Below are 17,834 nucleotides of genomic sequence, written 5' to 3'. Positions count from 1 at the left end.
AGTGATGGCCACTTATTAACCTACATACTATTTATAAAACAGAATCAGGTGAAAATCAATTATTCACCTTTATTTTTTTTGATGATTTCTTCAGAAATCGATTTTGGTACTTCTTCGTAGTGATCGAAATGCATTGTGAACACTCCACGTCCTTGTGTGTTAGAACGTAGGGATGTTGCATAACCGAACATTTCAGATAGTGGAACCATTGCGCGAACAACTTGAGCGTTACCGCGAGCTTCCATACCTTCAACGCGTCCACGACGGGAAGTGATACCACCCATGATGTCTCCCATGTATTCTTCCGGAGTTACAACTTCCACTCTCATAACCGGCTCAAGAATTACAGGGCTACATTTTGATACTGCGTTTTTAAGAGCTAGGGAAGCAGCTACTTTAAACGCCATCTCAGAGGAGTCAACATCATGGTAAGAACCGTCAACCAATGCAGCTTTAACATCGATTAGAGGGTAACCAGCAAGTACTCCGTTTTTCATGGAATCTTCAAGACCAGCTTGAACAGCAGGTACGTATTCACGAGGAACTACTCCACCTACGATTTTGTTTTCAAATTCGAAGCCTTTTCCTTCTTCGTTTGGTTCAAACTCGATCCAAACGTGTCCGAATTGACCGCGACCACCGGATTGACGAGCAAATTTACCCTCAACTCTTGCAGATCCACGGAACGTTTCACGGTACGCTACTTGAGGAGCACCAACGTTTGCTTCTACTTTGAATTCACGTCTCATACGATCAACCAGGATATCAAGGTGAAGCTCACCCATACCTGCGATGATTGTTTGTCCAGTTTCCTGGTCTGTATGTGCACGGAAAGTAGGATCTTCCTCTTGAAGTTTTTGAAGCGCAGTAGTCATCTTATCTTGGTCAGCCTTGGATTTAGGCTCAACGGATAATTGGATAACTGGCTCTGGGAACTCCATGGACTCAAGGATTACTTGGTGCTTATCGTCACATAACGTGTCACCAGTAGTAGTGTCCTTTAATCCAACCGCAGCAGCGATGTCTCCAGCATATACAACTGGAATCTCTTCACGGCTGTTTGCGTGCATTTGCAGGATACGTCCAACACGCTCACGCTTACCTTTAGTAGAGTTGATTACGTAAGATCCGGAATTCAGTGAACCTGAGTACACACGGAAGAACGTTAGCTTCCCAACATAAGGGTCAGTCATAACTTTGAACGCTAAAGCAGCAAATGGGCCATTATCGGAAGATTCAAGAGTTACCTCTTCATCGGAATCCGGTAAAGTTCCTTTGATTGCTGGAACGTCCGTTGGAGCTGGTAGGTAGTCAATTACAGCATCAAGCATTAATTGAACACCTTTGTTTTTGAAAGCAGAACCACAGATTACTGGATAGAATTCAACGTCACAAGTACCTCTACGGATAGTCGCTTTTAACTCTTCAGTTGTAAGCTCTTCTCCTTCTAAGTACTTCATCATTAATTCTTCATCTAATTCTGCTACTGCTTCAACTAAGCGTTGACGATACTCGTCTGCTTGGTCTTTGTACTCAGCTGGGATTTCTTTTGCTTCGGAACGAGTACCTAAATCGTCTTCGTAGAAGTAAGCAACCATTTCTACAAGGTCGATGATACCTTCAAACTCATCTTCAGCTCCGATTGGAAGTTGAATTGGATGAGCGTTAGCTTGAAGGCGGTCATGGATTGTACCTACAGAATATAAGAAGTCTGCACCAATCTTGTCCATTTTGTTAACGAACACGATACGTGGTACACCATAAGTTGTCGCTTGGCGCCAAACTGTTTCTGTTTGAGGCTCAACACCGGATTGTGCGTCAAGAACTGCTACCGCACCATCAAGTACACGAAGGGAACGTTCTACTTCAACTGTGAAGTCTACGTGTCCAGGTGTATCGATAATATTTACGCGGTGGCCTTTCCATTGAGCTGTTGTCGCAGCAGATGTGATCGTGATTCCACGCTCTTGCTCCTGCTCCATCCAGTCCATTTGAGATGCACCCTCATGAGTTTCACCGATTTTGTGAATACGTCCTGTGTAGAACAAAACACGCTCAGTTGTAGTTGTTTTACCAGCATCAATGTGGGCCATGATACCGATATTACGTGTCTTATCTAAGGAGAACTCTCTTGCCATATGGTATTTCTCCTTCCTAAGTATCGAGATTTTGTTGTTTATACCTAAAGCTGTTAAGTACTTGTCTTAACAGCTCTAGATAATATGTGATTTTACCAACGGTAGTGAGCAAACGCTTTGTTCGCTTCTGCCATTTTGTGCATATCTTCACGCTTTTTAACTGATGCTCCAGTGTTGTTTGCAGCATCTAGGATTTCGTTAGCTAAACGCTCTTCCATAGTTTTCTCTCCACGAAGACGAGAGTAGTTAACTAGGTAACGTAGTCCAAGAGTAGTACGACGATCTGGGCGCACCTCTACAGGTACTTGATAGTTCGCTCCACCTACACGACGTGCTCTAACTTCAAGAACAGGCATGATGTTTTTCATCGCTTGTTCGAACACTTCCATAGGTTCTTGTCCGGAACGCTCACCAACTAGTTTGAATGCATTATAGATGATAGCTTGAGATTTTCCTCTCTTACCATCGATCATTAATTTGTTTACAAGACGAGTTACTAACTTGGAGTTATATAACGGATCTGGTAATACGTCTCTTTTTGCAACAGGGCCTTTACGTGGCATATTAATATCCTCCTTTCGCATAACTTAATGTTAAGCAATTCGTATTCTATTATTTCTTAGGCGCTTTTGGTCTCTTAGTTCCGTACTTAGAACGACCTTGCATACGGTTGTTAACTCCCGCAGTGTCAAGTGCTCCACGTACGATGTGATAACGTACTCCCGGTAAGTCTTTTACACGACCGCCACGGATTAAAACTACGCTATGCTCTTGTAGGTTGTGACCGATACCAGGGATATAAGCAGTTACCTCAATTTGGTTTGTTAAACGAACACGTGCATATTTACGCAATGCGGAGTTCGGTTTCTTCGGAGTCATTGTACCAACACGAGTACATACACCACGTTTTTGAGGTGAAGACACATCAGTCTGCGCCTTCTTGAAACTGTTATAACCTTTGTTTAAAGCTGGAGATTTAGACTTTACAACTTTGCTTGTACGACCTTTACGTACTAACTGGTTAATAGTAGGCATTTATTTTTCCTCCTTCCTCATGTTTTAAGACCACATATCCAGGTGGTTCATTTTAAGGCAAAAAACAAAGTCTTTGCGAATCTATACTCACAAAAACAGTTTTTATTGAATGATCGCAACAGCCGAGGCACCTACTTCAATCCCGCAAGCCTTCCCGAGTTTTTTCATCGAGTCAACCTTCACGATTGGAATATTGTGTTCCTTTGCAGTCTGGACAACCTTCTGTGTTACTATCACATCGGCATCTTCCGCAATGACAACCTCTTTTACTGTTCCGGATTTCAGCGCCTTCACTGTTTGTTTAGTACCAACAATGAAGGTGTTTGCCTGTATCACTTTTTCATAAGACATTGATATCCTCCAAAGCAACAGGTTATATAAGCACCTTTGCTATAGTACCATCTCTGTTTTTAGATGTCAACCCGTTTCTTGAATAACATTGAAAAGATTGTCGGGTTGCCCCGACAATCTCCCATTTATTCTACCGTTACAGGTTCTTCTTTGCCGACTTCTTTTGTCAGATCGAATTTACGGTAACGGTTCATACCAGTACCAGCTGGAACTAGTTTACCGATGATAACATTCTCTTTCAATCCTAGTAGCTCATCGCGCTTTCCTTTGATTGCAGCGTCTGTTAAGACTCTTGTTGTTTCTTGGAAAGATGCAGCAGACAAGAATGAATCGGTTTCAAGAGATGCCTTGGTAATACCCAGTAGGACCGGACGACCAGTAGCAGGTGTTTTTCCTTCAATCAGCACACGTTCATTTGCATCGGTGAATTGGTGGACATCAAGCAGGGTTCCTGGCAGTACATCCGTATCACCAGCGTCAATGACACGTACTTTACGCAGCATTTGACGTACCATAACCTCAACGTGTTTATCTCCAATTTCTACCCCTTGCATACGGTATACTTTTTGAACTTCAAGCAGTAGATACTCCTGTACAGAAACCATATCTTTTACCTTCAGTAGCTCTTTCGGATCAATGGAACCTTCTGTAAGTTCCTGTCCACGAAGCACTTCGGCATTAACCCCAACCTTTAGGCGGGCAGTATATGGTACTGTGTAGTTTCTCGTTTCCACTTCACCTTGTACAGTGATTTCTTGCTGACGATCTTTTCCTTCGTTGATGGCAGTAACAACACCATCAATTTCAGAGATGACCGCTTGACCTTTCGGATTACGCGCTTCGAATATCTCCTGGATACGCGGTAAACCTTGTGTAATATCGTCTCCTGCAACCCCACCTGTATGGAAAGTACGCATCGTTAACTGAGTTCCAGGCTCACCGATAGATTGGGCAGCGATAATTCCTACAGCTTCTCCCACTTCTACCTCTAAACCAGTTGCCAGATTGCGGCCGTAACATTTCTTACATACACCATGGCGAGTATCACATGTGAATACAGAGCGGATTGTAACATCTTCCACGCCTGCTTCCACGATGACGGTTGCGATATCCTCTGTAATCAAATCGTTTTTCGCTACAAGAACTTCACCAGTTTCCGGATGTTTGACAGCTTTTCTAGCATAACGACCGATTAGACGCTCTTCTAACTTTTCTACTACCTCTGTACCATCTTTTAGAGAAGATATGTGTAACCCACGATCTGTTCCACAATCGATCTCGCGGACGATAACATCTTGTGCAACGTCAACCAGACGACGAGTCAGGTAACCGGAATCGGCAGTTTTCAGTGCTGTATCGGCAAGACCTTTACGCGCACCATGTGTGGAGATAAAGTATTCCAATACCGTCAGACCTTCACGGAAACTTGATTTGATCGGAAGTTCGATGATACGTCCAGACGGGTTGGCCATCAGTCCACGCATACCTGCCAATTGTGTAAAGTTAGATGCGTTACCACGGGCTCCTGAATCACTCATCATGAAGATGTGATTCAATCGTGGCAAGGATTGCATCAGCTTGTTCTGTATAACATCCTTCGCAGCACTCCAGATGGAAATTACGCGATCATAGCGCTCTTCTTCTGTGATAAGTCCGCGGCGGAACTGTTTAAGAACTGTATCTACTTTCGTTTGTGCTTCAACCAAGATTTCTTCTTTCTCTTTAAGAACCACGATGTCAGCTACACCAACCGTAATACCGGCCTTGGTAGAGTATCTGAATCCAAGGTTTTTCATGCGATCAAGCATTTTGGACGTTTCTGTGATTTTGAAACGCTTGAACACTTCAGCGATGATATTCCCTAGGATTTTCTTCTTAAATGGATCGATAAGCTCTTGTTGTTGAATCGCTTCTTTTACATTCGCGCCCTTTTCAACAAAGTATTTGTCCGGAGTGTTAACCTCAAGATTATGCTTTGTCGGTTCGTTGATGTAAGGGAAAGATGGCGGTAAAATCTCATTGAAGATCATTTTCCCGACAGTTGTAATAAGAAGCTTCTGTTTTTGTTCAGGTGTGAAGGTTTCGTTATCCAGGGATCCTGCATGAACCGCAACACGAGTATGCAAGTGAACATAGCCATTTGCATAAGCGATCAACGCTTCGTTTGTATCCTTGAATACCATTCCTTCTCCAACTGCATTTTCACGCTCTAATGTTAAGTAGTAGTTACCAAGTACCATATCCTGTGAAGGAGTAACTACAGGCTTTCCATCCTTAGGGTTAAGGATGTTCTGGGCAGCAAGCATAAGGATGCGTGCCTCAGCCTGAGCTTCAGCAGAAAGTGGAACGTGAACCGCCATTTGGTCACCGTCAAAGTCCGCATTGTATGCAGTACATACTAGTGGATGAAGACGGATTGCACGACCTTCCACAAGTGTAGGTTCAAATGCTTGAATACCTAGTCTGTGAAGGGTTGGTGCGCGGTTCAGTAATACCGGATGCTCTCTGATGACAGATTCCAATACGTCCCAAACCTCTGGCTGTACACGTTCGATCTTGCGTTTCGCACTCTTGATGTTATGCGCAAGGCCACGTTCAACAAGCTCTTTCATTACGAATGGTTTGAATAGCTCAAGCGCCATTTCTTTTGGTAAACCACATTGGTACATTTTCAAGTTAGGCCCTACTACGATAACGGAACGACCAGAATAGTCAACACGTTTACCAAGCAAGTTCTGACGGAAACGTCCTTGTTTCCCTTTCAGCATATGAGAAAGAGATTTCAACGGTCTGTTACCAGGACCCGTTACAGGACGGCCGCGACGGCCATTATCTATTAATGCATCAACAGCTTCTTGCAACATACGTTTTTCGTTTTGAACGATGATGCTAGGAGCACCAAGGTCCAACAAACGTTTTAAACGGTTGTTGCGGTTGATGACACGACGGTAAAGATCGTTCAAGTCGGAAGTAGCGAAACGACCACCATCCAACTGAACCATTGGACGTAATTCAGGAGGAATGACCGGAAGAACATCAAGGATCATCCACGATGGCTCATTTCCGGATCCCCTAAAGGATTCCAATACTTCCAAACGCTTGATTGCTCTTGTACGGCGTTGGCCTTGAGCAGTTTTAAGTTCCTCTTTCAAGGATTCTACATCTTTTTCAAGATCGATGTCATGAAGAAGCTTTTTGATCGCTTCTGCACCCATGGATGCTTGGAAAGTCTGGCCATATTTTTCACGGTAAGCGCGGAACTCTTTTTCGGAAAGAAGCTGTTTCTTCTCTAAAGGAGTATCTCCCGTTTCCGTTACTACATAGGACGCAAAGTAGATTACTTCTTCTAATGCACGCGGGGACATGTCAAGAACAAGTCCCATACGGCTTGGAATACCTTTGAAATACCAGATATGAGATACAGGAGCAGCTAGTTCGATGTGGCCCATGCGTTCACGACGAACCTTCGCTCTTGTTACTTCCACTCCACAGCGGTCACAGACAACGCCCTTGTAACGGACGCGTTTGTATTTACCACAGTGACATTCCCAGTCCTTTGTCGGACCGAAGATACGTTCGCAGAATAGCCCATCTTTTTCCGGCTTTAATGTACGATAGTTGATTGTTTCAGGCTTCTTCACTTCTCCGAAAGACCAAGATCTGATCTTATCCGGAGAAGCTAGGCCTATCTTCATATACTCAAAATTGTTAACATCTAGCAAGGGGCCTACCTCCCTTATAATCTACAGGTTCTACCCAAATGCTTATCTTTAAAGTCCTGTTGGTCATTAGTCTTTAGCGACAGTTTCTTTTACTTCTTCTACTTGCTCTGAATCTAATGAAATTCCTTCTGAAGATTGCTCTTCTTCATCTTCCATGTCTCTCATTTCGATCTCTTTCTCATCGCCGGATAGGATTTTAACATCCATTCCCAAACTTTGAAGTTCTTTGATAAGTACTTTGAAAGATTCAGGAACGCCAGGTTCAGGAACGTTTTCACCTTTTACAATCGCTTCGTACGTTTTCACACGTCCTACCACGTCATCTGATTTAACAGTCAAGATTTCTTGAAGTGTATAAGCGGCACCATAAGCCTCAAGTGCCCATACTTCCATCTCTCCGAAACGCTGTCCACCAAATTGCGCTTTACCGCCAAGTGGCTGCTGTGTAACAAGAGAGTAAGGACCAGTTGAACGGGCATGCAGCTTATCGTCAACCATGTGGGCAAGTTTGATCATGTACATGATCCCGACAGACACACGGTTATCAAACGGCTCACCGGTTCTTCCGTCATAAAGGACAGTTTTTGCATCTCTTGCCATGCCAGCCTCTTCTAAAGTGCTCCAAACATCTTCTTCACGCGCGCCATCAAATACGGCGGAAGCAACGTGGATACCTAGTGTTCTGGCTGCCATACCCAAGTGAAGCTCCAATACCTGACCGATATTCATACGAGAAGGAACCCCTAGTGGGTTTAGCATGATATCAATTGGTGTACCATCCGGCAAGTAAGGCATATCTTCTTCCGGCAAGATACGGGAGATTACCCCTTTGTTACCATGTCGTCCGGCCATTTTATCACCTTCAGAAATTTTACGCTTCTGAACGATGTAAGCACGAACAAGCTGGTTAACGCCTGGTGGCAGTTCGTCTCCGTCTTCACGGTTAAAAACTTTTACATCAAGGACAATACCGCCGCCACCGTGAGGAACTCTCAGTGATGTATCGCGTACTTCCCTTGCTTTCTCTCCGAAGATTGCGTGCAATAGACGTTCTTCCGCCGTAAGTTCCGTTACACCCTTAGGCGTTACTTTCCCTACAAGAAGATCTCCATCTTTCACTTCCGCACCTACTCTGATGATTCCACGATCATCCAAGTTCTTCAGGGCTTCTTCCCCTACGTTTGGAATATCGCGAGTGATTTCTTCTGGTCCAAGCTTAGTGTCACGTGCTTCTGACTCATATTCTTCAATATGAATGGAAGTGTAAACATCGTCTTTAACCAGACGCTCACTCATGATGATTGCATCCTCGTAGTTATAACCATCCCACGTCATGAACCCTACCATTACGTTACGGCCAAGCGCTAGCTCACCTTTTTCCATGGAAGGACCATCCGCAAGGATTTCACCTTTTGTAACTTGGTCGCCAACAGAAACGATTGGACGTTGGTTATAGCAAGTACCTTGGTTGGAACGAATGAATTTTTGCATTCTGTACTTATCAAGGTTTCCTTTAACCTGCTGTCCATCTACTTCTTCCATACGGCGAACCCATACTTCACGGGCTTCTACACGTTCTACAACACCAGGGTATCTACAGATTACTGCTGCACCTGAGTCTCTTGCAGATACGTGCTCCATACCTGTACCAACAATCGGTGATTCCGGTTGCATTAATGGTACAGCTTGACGTTGCATGTTCGCTCCCATAAGCGCACGGTTGGAGTCATCATTCTCCAAGAAAGGAATACACGCTGTCGCAGCGGAAACAACCTGTTTTGGAGATACATCCATATAGTCGATTCTTTCGCTGATAACAACGGTGTTCTCCCCGCGGAAACGGGCAACAACATTTTGATCCAGGAATGTTCCATCTTCCCCTAAGCGAGCATTCGCTTGGGCAACAACATAGTTGTCCTCTTCATCTGCTGTCAAGTAATCAATTTGGTTTGTTACTCTACCACTTTCAGGGTCGACCCTGCGGTAAGGAGTTTCAATGAATCCAAACTTATTTACTTTTGCAAAAGAAGAAAGGGAGTTGATTAATCCGATGTTTGGCCCCTCTGGAGTCTCGATCGGACACATACGCCCATAGTGGGAGTAGTGAACGTCACGCACTTCAAAGCCGGCACGCTCACGCGTTAAACCACCAGGTCCAAGCGCGGATAATCTACGTTTATGTGTTAACTCGGCCAATGGATTGGTTTGATCCATGAACTGAGAAAGCTGTGAGCTACCAAAGAATTCTTTAATGGATGCGATAACAGGACGGATATTGATCAGCTGTTGAGGCGTAATCGTGTTTGTGTCCTGGATGGACATTCTTTCACGAACTACACGTTCCATTCTTGATAAACCGATGCGGAACTGATTTTGAAGAAGCTCTCCAACAGAACGCAAACGACGGTTACCTAAATGGTCGATATCGTCAGTGTCACCGACACCATGTAAAAGGTTGAAGAAATAACTGATAGAAGCGATAATGTCTGCCGGAGCAATATGCTTTACTTTTTCTTCAATAAAGCCATTTCCTAATACCAGGATTTCTTTTTCGCCTTCTGCATCGTTTGGCGCATATATCTTAATAGACTGCATTGGTACTTCGGCATCCACAACACCTGCTGGGTGGAAGGAAGTCAGACCGATACCGTCTTCAATGTTAGGTAGAATGCGATCTAATGTTCTACGATCTAACAGTGTACCCTTTTCAACGATAATTTCCCCTGTTTCAGGGTCCACTAGCGTTTCAGCAATACGCTGGTTGAATAGTCTGTTCTTAATATGAAGCTTTTTATTAATCTTGTATCTTCCAACACTTGCTAAATCATAGCGTTTAGGGTCGAAGAATCTAGATTCCAATAAGCTTTTTGCGTTTTCAACCGTTGGTGGTTCACCAGGGCGTAGACGCTCGTATATTTCTAGTAATGCCTTTTCGCTACTTTCTGTGTTATCCTTATCTAAAGTATTGCGCAGGTACTCGTTTTCGCCCAGAAGATCAATGATTTCCTGGTCGGATCCGAATCCAAGAGCACGCAAAAGAACCGTTACTGGTAGTTTACGAGTACGATCAATACGAACATATACAACATCTTTTGCATCCGTTTCATACTCTAACCATGCACCACGGTTTGGAATCACAGTAGCCGAAAAGCCTTTTTTACCATTTTTATCTACTTTTCCGCTGTAATACACACTTGGAGAACGTACCAATTGTGATACAATAACACGTTCTGCTCCATTAATAACGAATGTTCCTGTATCCGTCATTAACGGAAAATCACCCATAAATACATCCTGGTCTTTAACTTCACCAGTTTCTTTGTTAATGAGACGAACCTTCACACGTAAAGGAGCTGAGTATGTAACATCTCTTTCCTTTGATTCTTCAACGGAATATTTAGGTTCCCCTAAGCTATAGTCGATGAATTCTAACGATAGATTTCCAGTGAAGTCCTCAATAGGAGAAATATCATGAAACATTTCTCTCAAACCCTCATCAAGGAACCATTGATAAGAAGAGGTTTGAATTTCTATTAGATTTGGTAATTCTAATACTTCACTAATGCGAGCATAACTTCTGCGTTGGCGGTGTCGTCCATATTGAACTAGTTGACCTGTCAACTCATTCACCCCTCGTATCAAGCGTTATTAAAGCCAAACAAAAAAATTTTTCAACACAGCAGAAAACTACCATGTTAAAAAAGAAAAATGGTTTCAATACAGAAAACCACATTTTTTTACATTCGCTCTATTGATTTTACTATCTTTTCCAAGCATACTAATTTTATACATGCAATTGACATAAAATTATTATAGCTCAAAAAAATACATATTGGCATTAAACAATGCTACCACAACTAAAATACTACGTCAACCTTTTTTCGATTTAATAATATAGTAGCCTTTTTTCTTCAAAACCACTTCTACTTCTTCAAATAATGACTCCAGCTTCTCCATTGCCGATGGCGCACCTTGCTTTTTTTGGATGACGATCCACAGCTCGCCGCCTGCAGCCAAATGCTCGAATGCTTTCTCCAAAATTTCATGCACCACTTTTTTTCCCGCGCGAATTGGCGGGTTGGAAAGGATTGCTGCATAATCAGCAGAAGTTACCTTTTCATATATGTTGCTAGAAAAGATATTCACATTTTCGATACCGTTTTTTCCGGCATTTTCGTTTGCCAGATCGACAGCTCTCTCATTGATATCTATCATATCTACTTGTCGGTCAGGAAAAGTCTTGGCAAGCGAAAGGCCGATCGGGCCATAACCGCATCCGACATCCAGGATGTTTCCTGGAATTTCAGGTTCCGCAAAAGCTTCAATCAGAATTCTCGACCCGAAGTCCACTTCTTTTTTTGAAAAGACACCAGCATCCGTAATAAAGGAAAGCTTATGGCCTTTCAGTTCGAAATCCCAATGTTGTCTGTTGCTTTCCACGGACGGTTTGTTAGTAAAATAATGATCTGCAGCCATAATCATTCTCCTTGCTCCAAGTAGCTTTGATAAATTTAGTACATTTGAAAAAAACAGTAAGCAAACTACCTATCTTTTGAAGATTCAATAGTTTAAAAAAAGCTCGCTAACGGGTAGCGAGCTTTCTAAGAGCCTGTAATTACTTAACTTCTACAGAAGCTCCAACTTCTTCAAGTTTAGCTTTAACTTCTTCAGCTTCTTCTTTAGCAATACCTTCTTTAAGAGCTTTAGGAGCGTTGTCAACTAATTCTTTAGCTTCTTTCAAACCAAGACCAGTAAGTTCGCGAACTACTTTGATAACCTTGATTTTTTGTCCACCAGCGCTAGCTAGGATTACGTCGAATTCAGTTTGCTCAGCAGCAGCTTCAGCAGCTACACCAGCAGCAGCTACAGGAGCAGCAGCAGTTACACCAAATTCTTCTTCGATTGCTTTTACTAGGTCGTTTAATTCTAAAACAGTCATATTCTTAACCGCTTCAATGATTTGTTCGTGTGTCATTGTTATTTTCCTCCTTAATAATATATGGGTTTTTTGTTTTCTTACTTAACTTGCTAGATGAAAATTAAGCGCCTTGCTCTTCTTTTTGCTCTGCAACTGCTTTTGTAACAAGAGCCAAGTTGCGGATTGGAGCTTGAAGAACGCTAAGCAACATAGAAAGTAGACCTTCGCGGGATGGAAGTTCAGCAAGAGCTTTCACTTCTTCCACTGTAGCTACGTTTCCTTCGATTACACCAGCTTTGATTTCCAATGCTTCATGCTTTTTAGCGAAGTCATTCAAAATTTTAGCAGGAGCTACAACATCTTCAGTAGAGAATGCGATAGCGTTAGGTCCTGTAAGTGCTTCGTTAAGTCCAGTGATCTCAGCTGCTTCTGCCGCACGGCGAGTTAAAGAGTTTTTGTAAACCTTGAACTCAACACCTGCTTCACGAAGTTGTTTACGAAGTTCTGTTACTTCTGATACGTTAAGTCCACGGTAGTCAACTACGATTGTAGAAACAGATCCTTTGAACTTATCAGCGATTTCTCCAACAATTTCCTTCTTCATTTCAACTGCTTTGCTCATCGTTACACCTCCTATATAGTTGGTTACTACTCATACCGACCGGTGTACATAAAGAATGCCTCCACGTAACATGGAGGCAGAAATTTTAGTTTAAAAGCATAAAGCCTTTTATCGTAAAATCTACACCTCGGTAGGGAATTAAGCTCTGATGAGCACCTACTGTCTACGGTACAAACAATATCATTTTATAAACACAACGATTATTATAACCGCGTAGTTAACTTATGTCAATATGTTAGTTTTTTACAGCTGCAACAGTTGAAGTATCAACTTTTACGCCAGGGCCCATTGTAGAAGTAACGGCTACGTTCTTCATGAATGTACCTTTTGCAGCAGCAGGTTTAGCTTTTAGTAAAGTTTCAAAGATAGTACCGAAGTTCTCAACAAGTTTGTTATCTTCAAAAGAGATTTTACCGATTGGAACGTGGATGTTACCGGATTTATCAAGGCGGTATTCAACTTTACCAGCTTTGATTTCGTTAACAGCTTTCGTTACATCAAATGTTACAGTACCAGTTTTAGGGTTTGGCATTAAACCTTTAGGTCCTAATACGCGACCAAGTTTACCAACTTCACCCATCATGTCAGGAGTAGCTACGATAACATCAAAGTCGAACCAGCCTTGGCTGATCTTTTGAATCATATCTGCATCTCCAACGTAGTCAGCTCCAGCAGCTTCCGCTTCTTTCGCTTTCTCGCCTTTAGCAAATACTAAAACCTTTTGAGTTTTACCAGTTCCGTGAGGAAGAACTACTGCTCCACGGATTTGTTGGTCGTTTTTACGAGGGTCAACACCAAGACGGAATGCAACTTCCACAGTAGCGTCGAACTTCGCAGTATTTGTTTTCTTAACTAATTCGATAGCTTCGTTTACAGAGTAAGCCGTTTGACGGTCTACAAGTTTCGCAGCTTCGATGTATTTTTTGCCTCTTTTAGCCATTTTAAATGTCCTCCTTGTGTGGTTTTAGCGGAATAACCTCCCACGAATAAAGGTTGCGGATTGGCAATAGACCGAATCCGCAACCCCGAACAGCAGTTAAATCAATAGCGATTGCGATGGATTAGTCTTCGATGACGATACCCATGCTACGAGCAGTACCTTCAACCATGCGCATTGCAGCTTCTACACTGGCAGCGTTAAGGTCTGGCATTTTCGTTTCCGCAATCTCGCGTACTTTGTCACGCTTAACTGTTGCAACTTTATTACGGTTTGGTTCACCAGAACCAGACTGGATACCAGCTGCTACTTTAAGTAAAACTGCAGCAGGTGGAGTTTTCGTAATAAATGTAAATGAACGGTCTTCAAAAACCGTAATTTCAACAGGGATAATAAGACCAGCTTGGTCCGCTGTACGAGCGTTGAACTCCTTACAGAAACCCATGATGTTAACACCTGCTTGACCTAGTGCTGGTCCAACTGGTGGTGCTGGGTTAGCTTTCGCTGCTGGAATTTGTAGCTTTACCATTTTGATTACTTTTTTAGCCACGAGACACACCTCCTTAAGTCCGTGATGTGGTATCTGGGATTGCTCCCTCCCACTCAACTCATTCTTTATATATTAGATAAAGAATATTTTTTTATTAATAGTCTCTTTTTGAGAGACATACTGACCTTTGAAATAATATCACTTTTACGAAATTATTTCAAGTTTTTTTACATTATAATTTTTCGATCTGTGTAAAGTCAAGCTCCACAGGGGTTTCACGGCCAAACATATTTACAAGAACTTTCACTTTATGCTTATCTTTATCCATCTCAGTGATGTGTCCAGTGAAGTTTGCGAATGGACCTTCTTTTACGCGGACCGTTTCTTTCATTTCAAAATCTACCTCGATCTGTTTCTCCGCCATTCCCATTCTCTTCAGGATGAATTGGATCTCATCATCCAGTAGAGGGGTAGGTTTTGAGCCAGAACCGCTCGAACCTACGAATCCAGTTACACCAGGAGTATTACGCACCACATACCAGGAGTCATCTGTCATGACGATTTCCACAAGTACATAGCCTGGGAATACTTTCTTCTTGGTTACTTTTTTCTTGCCGTTCTTGATATCTGTTTCTTCCTCTTCCGGAACAACAACACGGAAAATCTTGTCCTGCATTCCCATAGACTCTACTCTTTTTTCTAAGTTCGCTTTTACTTTATTCTCGTAACCGGAATAAGTATGAACGACGTACCAGCTTTTTTCCATGTATAAGGACTAACTGTCCGTCCCTCCCCATTAATCTTTATTTTTTGTTGCTTGATTCTTATTCGCATTGCTGCCAACCAACCTCGAATACAAAGTGTACACTCTAAACACCCTGATGATCTCCGTTCCAGGCGACAGCGATCGCGGGGCTGTTCGGGAGCCTCCTCGGCGCTTTGCGCCTGCGGGGTCTCCCGTAACCACTTCGTCCCGCAGGAGTCTCGCGCCTTGCACTCCAATCATCAGGGGAAGCGGGTTAGATTGACATGGCCAACTAATCACAAAAGATAGGCTTACTAGCTACCTATTTTTCTCCAAATGAAAAAACCCGTTGGACGGGTTTTTTTGTAAACAGTATTAATCACATTATACCATGATATAACATGACTTATTCAAGTGCAAAAAGAATAAGTGCGAAATTTATCGTATTACTAGACGAATAAGCTCGGAAATCCCTAGATCTACAACATAGAAGAACACTGCTGCAAAAACAACGGTAGTTACTACTGTGATTGTATAGCGAGTTAATTCCTTACGTTTAGGCCAAGAGACCTTTTTCATTTCACGGTTTACACCACGAAAGAAGTTAGTTAAACGTTGCATCCATGTAACCTCCAACCCCATAAATACTATTATCTATTTTGTCTCCCGATGAACGGTATGAGCATTACAAATCTTACAAAACTTCTTTATTTCCAAACGCTCGCCATTTTGCGACTTCCCTTTTACAGTAGAGTAGTTCCTAGAACCACATTGCGCACAGGCAAGCACCAATTTACTCTGCATTGAGTACACCACCACATACATAGATGTCCATAAAAATGTAACATACCTGTAACATGGATGTCAACGGTTCCAAAAATGGAGTTGGACACTTATTAAAGGGTAATCTCCCTTAATTCTAGGTATCTCTCTAACTTTCTTTTGACCCGCTGCAAAGCATTGTCGATTGACTTCACATGCCGGTTTAAATCTTCTGAAATTTCCTGATAGGATCTTCCATCCAGATAGAGAACTAGCACCTTTCGTTCAAGATCACTCAAAAGCTCTGCCATTTTGACTTCGATATCATCAAATTCCTCTTGGTTAATGATCAGTTCTTCCGGATCCATCACTTTGGCACCTGAAATCACATCCATTAACGTACGATCTGATTCTTCATCATATATAGGCTTGTCCAGTGAAACGTATGAATTAAGTGGAATATGCTTTTGTCTTGTTGCTGTCTTGATCGCTGTAATGATTTGCCTTGTAATGCACAGCTCGGCAAACGCCTTGAAGGAGGTAAGCTTGTCCTCTCTGAAGTCGCGTATTGCCTTGTAGAGGCCTATCATTCCTTCCTGCACAATATCTTCGCGATCTGCACCAATGAGAAAGTAGGATCTAGCTTTCGCTCTTACAAAGTTTTTATACTTGTTGATTAAATAGTCGAGCGCTTCACTATCACCTAAATGTACGTGTTCGACTACCTGTTCATCTTCCATTAATTCCAATACCCTGCTAGTTTTTCTTGGGTCGCTCACTATCACACCTATCCCTCCGACCGAAACAGTAGATAGAAATATTATACAGTAGGCTTAATTTGACCGTCAACCACTCATCGCTTCCCTCTGCGCCATTTTTCAAAAATTGCTGAAAGTTCAGTGTTTAGTTCTATGCGTTTTGAGGGCTTTTCGTTAGTAAAATTTGTTACTTTCTTTTTTATTCGATTTTCTATGGCATTGGTTTCATTCAGTAGCTCACGTGCCGATTTTCTCAGCGCTCCTTGTCCGAAAATTGCCCATTGCTCGGTAAAATCGGACGTGGCAACATGAATCTGTGTGCGAATATCGCTGAGGCTGATTGCCAGTTTCTCTATCCGTTCGTCTGCGGTTTCATTTTCCCGGGTATAGATGACTTCCACACGATGGTTTTTATATTTCGTTTCAATGCCTTGTGATAGGTGGGCATCAAACACCACCATCACCCGATAGCCAGTATATGCCTGGTATTCCGCCATTTTTGAAACAAGGATATCACGTGCCAGAGCAAGATCCTGATCCTTCAATTTTCTCAACTCCGGCCACGCGCCAATGATGTTGTAACCATCTACAAGCAAGATATCCATTTCTTTTTATACTCCTGCCGGCTGTCGTTTGCGGTAAACCTCATACATCAGCAGACTTGCTGCCACGGATGCGTTCAGGGAAGTGACCTTTCCTACCATCGGCAAGGAAACGAGGAAGTCGCATTTATCTCTGAGCAGCCTTGCCATTCCTTTTCCTTCACTTCCGATAATCAGGCCTGTCGGCAAGGTGCCGTCCATGTTTCGGTAATCGACGGTTCCTTTTGCATCGGTCCCAAAAATCCATAATCCCTTTTCCTTCAGCTCGTCCACTGTGCGGGCCAAGTTGGTTACCCTTACCACTGGGACGTGCTCAATGGCACCTGTGGAAGCCTTCGCAACCGTAGCAGTCAACCCAACCGCACGACGCTTCGGAATAATAATCCCATGAGCTCCTACCGCATCCGCAGTTCTCATGATCGACCCCAGATTATGAGGGTCCTCTATTTCATCCAAGATAAGAAAGAATGGTGTTTCATTTCTTTTCTCCGCCAAGTGAAAAAGGTCCTCCAGTTCAGCATAATCATAGGCCGCAACAGATGCCACAACGCCTTGGTGACTCCCCTCAGCCATTTGATCGATTTTCTTTTTTGGTACAAACTGCACCAGTACATTCGCTTCTTTTGCAAGATCAATAATCTGCTGCATGGAGCCCTTTTGTGACCCTTCGGCTATCCAGAGCTTATTGATTTCCCGTTTCGATTTTAACGCTTCAAGCACAGGGTTTCTCCCGATGATAAATTCTTTTGACATC

The 17,834-nt window shown here is 42.8% G+C and carries 17 protein-coding genes and 1 other annotated feature; all 17 genes read right to left on the bottom strand.

All coding sequences use genetic code 11. From position 1 onward, the window contains the following. Nucleotides 1-59: 59 nt before the first annotated feature. Nucleotides 60-2,138: an elongation factor G gene (gene fusA, locus ACQCT5_RS20680; protein ID WP_499644760.1), complete on the bottom strand. Its 2,079-nt coding sequence runs from the start codon at nucleotides 2,136-2,138 to the stop codon at nucleotides 60-62. A 92-nt stretch (nucleotides 2,139-2,230) separates the two neighbouring features. Next, nucleotides 2,231-2,701, bottom strand: coding sequence for a 30S ribosomal protein S7 (gene rpsG, locus ACQCT5_RS20675; RefSeq protein WP_010191480.1), 471 nt, complete (start codon nucleotides 2,699-2,701; stop codon nucleotides 2,231-2,233). 49 nt (nucleotides 2,702-2,750) lie between these two features. After that, nucleotides 2,751-3,173 (bottom strand): 30S ribosomal protein S12, encoded by a 423-nt coding sequence (gene rpsL / locus ACQCT5_RS20670; RefSeq protein ID WP_010191479.1) that lies wholly within the window; start codon nucleotides 3,171-3,173, stop codon nucleotides 2,751-2,753. Between the two features lie 102 nt (nucleotides 3,174-3,275). Further along, nucleotides 3,276-3,524, bottom strand: a complete 249-nt coding sequence (locus ACQCT5_RS20665; protein ID WP_204420033.1) for a 50S ribosomal protein L7ae-like protein — start codon at nucleotides 3,522-3,524, stop codon at nucleotides 3,276-3,278. Nucleotides 3,525-3,649: 125 nt separating this feature from the next. Beyond that, a complete protein-coding gene (rpoC, locus tag ACQCT5_RS20660; protein ID WP_417898359.1) occupies nucleotides 3,650-7,246 on the bottom strand; it encodes a DNA-directed RNA polymerase subunit beta' in 3,597 nt (1,198 codons plus the stop codon). Nucleotides 7,247-7,312: 66 nt separating this feature from the next. Next, nucleotides 7,313-10,867, bottom strand: coding sequence for a DNA-directed RNA polymerase subunit beta (gene rpoB, locus ACQCT5_RS20655; protein WP_499644757.1), 3,555 nt, complete (start codon nucleotides 10,865-10,867; stop codon nucleotides 7,313-7,315). A 249-nt stretch (nucleotides 10,868-11,116) separates the two neighbouring features. Next, nucleotides 11,117-11,722: a class I SAM-dependent methyltransferase gene (locus tag ACQCT5_RS20650; protein WP_499644755.1), complete on the bottom strand. Its 606-nt coding sequence runs from the start codon at nucleotides 11,720-11,722 to the stop codon at nucleotides 11,117-11,119. 139 nt (nucleotides 11,723-11,861) lie between these two features. Next, entirely contained in the window at nucleotides 11,862-12,221 is a 360-nt protein-coding gene (gene rplL, locus ACQCT5_RS20645) for a 50S ribosomal protein L7/L12 (protein ID WP_386645286.1), read from the bottom strand. A 64-nt stretch (nucleotides 12,222-12,285) separates the two neighbouring features. Then, nucleotides 12,286-12,786: a 50S ribosomal protein L10 gene (gene rplJ, locus ACQCT5_RS20640; RefSeq protein WP_499644753.1), complete on the bottom strand. Its 501-nt coding sequence runs from the start codon at nucleotides 12,784-12,786 to the stop codon at nucleotides 12,286-12,288. A gap of 42 nt (nucleotides 12,787-12,828) precedes the next feature. Beyond that, nucleotides 12,829-12,973 (bottom strand) — a sequence feature (ribosomal protein L10 leader region). Nucleotides 12,974-13,021: 48 nt separating this feature from the next. Continuing rightward, the gene (rplA, locus tag ACQCT5_RS20635) at nucleotides 13,022-13,726 is read right to left on the bottom strand and encodes a 50S ribosomal protein L1 (protein WP_499644751.1); all 705 of its coding nucleotides are present in this window, start codon (nucleotides 13,724-13,726) and stop codon (nucleotides 13,022-13,024) included. Nucleotides 13,727-13,847: 121 nt separating this feature from the next. Next, a complete protein-coding gene (rplK, locus tag ACQCT5_RS20630; RefSeq protein ID WP_141395235.1) occupies nucleotides 13,848-14,273 on the bottom strand; it encodes a 50S ribosomal protein L11 in 426 nt (141 codons plus the stop codon). A 172-nt stretch (nucleotides 14,274-14,445) separates the two neighbouring features. Further along, complete coding sequence (nusG, locus tag ACQCT5_RS20625) at nucleotides 14,446-14,979, bottom strand: transcription termination/antitermination protein NusG (protein WP_386645298.1); 534 nt, start codon at nucleotides 14,977-14,979, stop codon at nucleotides 14,446-14,448. Nucleotides 14,980-15,396: 417 nt separating this feature from the next. After that, on the bottom strand, nucleotides 15,397-15,579 hold the full coding sequence (gene secE / locus ACQCT5_RS20620) for a preprotein translocase subunit SecE (protein WP_204420047.1): 183 nt from the start codon (nucleotides 15,577-15,579) through the stop codon (nucleotides 15,397-15,399). Nucleotides 15,580-15,612: 33 nt separating this feature from the next. After that, nucleotides 15,613-15,762 (bottom strand): 50S ribosomal protein L33, encoded by a 150-nt coding sequence (rpmG, locus tag ACQCT5_RS20615; protein ID WP_499644747.1) that lies wholly within the window; start codon nucleotides 15,760-15,762, stop codon nucleotides 15,613-15,615. 92 nt (nucleotides 15,763-15,854) lie between these two features. Next, a complete protein-coding gene (sigH, locus tag ACQCT5_RS20610) occupies nucleotides 15,855-16,505 on the bottom strand; it encodes an RNA polymerase sporulation sigma factor SigH (protein WP_386645303.1) in 651 nt (216 codons plus the stop codon). A 68-nt stretch (nucleotides 16,506-16,573) separates the two neighbouring features. After that, entirely contained in the window at nucleotides 16,574-17,083 is a 510-nt protein-coding gene (locus ACQCT5_RS20605) for an NYN domain-containing protein (RefSeq protein WP_499644745.1), read from the bottom strand. A 6-nt stretch (nucleotides 17,084-17,089) separates the two neighbouring features. Further along, nucleotides 17,090-17,833 carry a 23S rRNA (guanosine(2251)-2'-O)-methyltransferase RlmB gene (gene rlmB, locus ACQCT5_RS20600; RefSeq protein ID WP_499644743.1) on the bottom strand — a complete coding sequence of 248 codons (744 nt, stop codon included), beginning with the start codon at nucleotides 17,831-17,833 and terminating at the stop codon, nucleotides 17,090-17,092. Nucleotide 17,834 lies beyond the last annotated feature (1 nt).

The sequence above is a fragment of the Sutcliffiella halmapala genome (genome assembly GCF_050107295.1).
GTDB classification, from domain to species: domain Bacteria; phylum Bacillota; class Bacilli; order Bacillales; family Bacillaceae_I; genus Sutcliffiella_A; species Sutcliffiella_A halmapala_A.
Note: the sequence above shows the minus strand (reverse complement) of the source record. Positions and strands in the feature narration are given on the sequence as shown.

Coding starts and splice junctions, on each gene's coding strand:
- fusA (WP_499644760.1), bottom strand. CDS start 2,138: ATGGCAAGAGAGTTCTCCTTAGATAAGACACGTAATATCGGTATCATG.
- rpsG (WP_010191480.1), bottom strand. CDS start 2,701: ATGCCACGTAAAGGCCCTGTTGCAAAAAGAGACGTATTACCAGATCCG.
- rpsL (WP_010191479.1), bottom strand. CDS start 3,173: ATGCCTACTATTAACCAGTTAGTACGTAAAGGTCGTACAAGCAAAGTT.
- ACQCT5_RS20665 (WP_204420033.1), bottom strand. CDS start 3,524: ATGTCTTATGAAAAAGTGATACAGGCAAACACCTTCATTGTTGGTACT.
- ACQCT5_RS20650 (WP_499644755.1), bottom strand. CDS start 11,722: ATGGCTGCAGATCATTATTTTACTAACAAACCGTCCGTGGAAAGCAAC.
- rplL (WP_386645286.1), bottom strand. CDS start 12,221: ATGACACACGAACAAATCATTGAAGCGGTTAAGAATATGACTGTTTTA.
- rplJ (WP_499644753.1), bottom strand. CDS start 12,786: ATGAGCAAAGCAGTTGAAATGAAGAAGGAAATTGTTGGAGAAATCGCT.
- rplA (WP_499644751.1), bottom strand. CDS start 13,726: ATGGCTAAAAGAGGCAAAAAATACATCGAAGCTGCGAAACTTGTAGAC.
- nusG (WP_386645298.1), bottom strand. CDS start 14,979: ATGGAAAAAAGCTGGTACGTCGTTCATACTTATTCCGGTTACGAGAAT.
- secE (WP_204420047.1), bottom strand. CDS start 15,579: ATGCAACGTTTAACTAACTTCTTTCGTGGTGTAAACCGTGAAATGAAA.
- rpmG (WP_499644747.1), bottom strand. CDS start 15,762: ATGCAGAGTAAATTGGTGCTTGCCTGTGCGCAATGTGGTTCTAGGAAC.
- ACQCT5_RS20605 (WP_499644745.1), bottom strand. CDS start 17,083: ATGGATATCTTGCTTGTAGATGGTTACAACATCATTGGCGCGTGGCCG.
- rlmB (WP_499644743.1), bottom strand. CDS start 17,833: ATGTCAAAAGAATTTATCATCGGGAGAAACCCTGTGCTTGAAGCGTTA.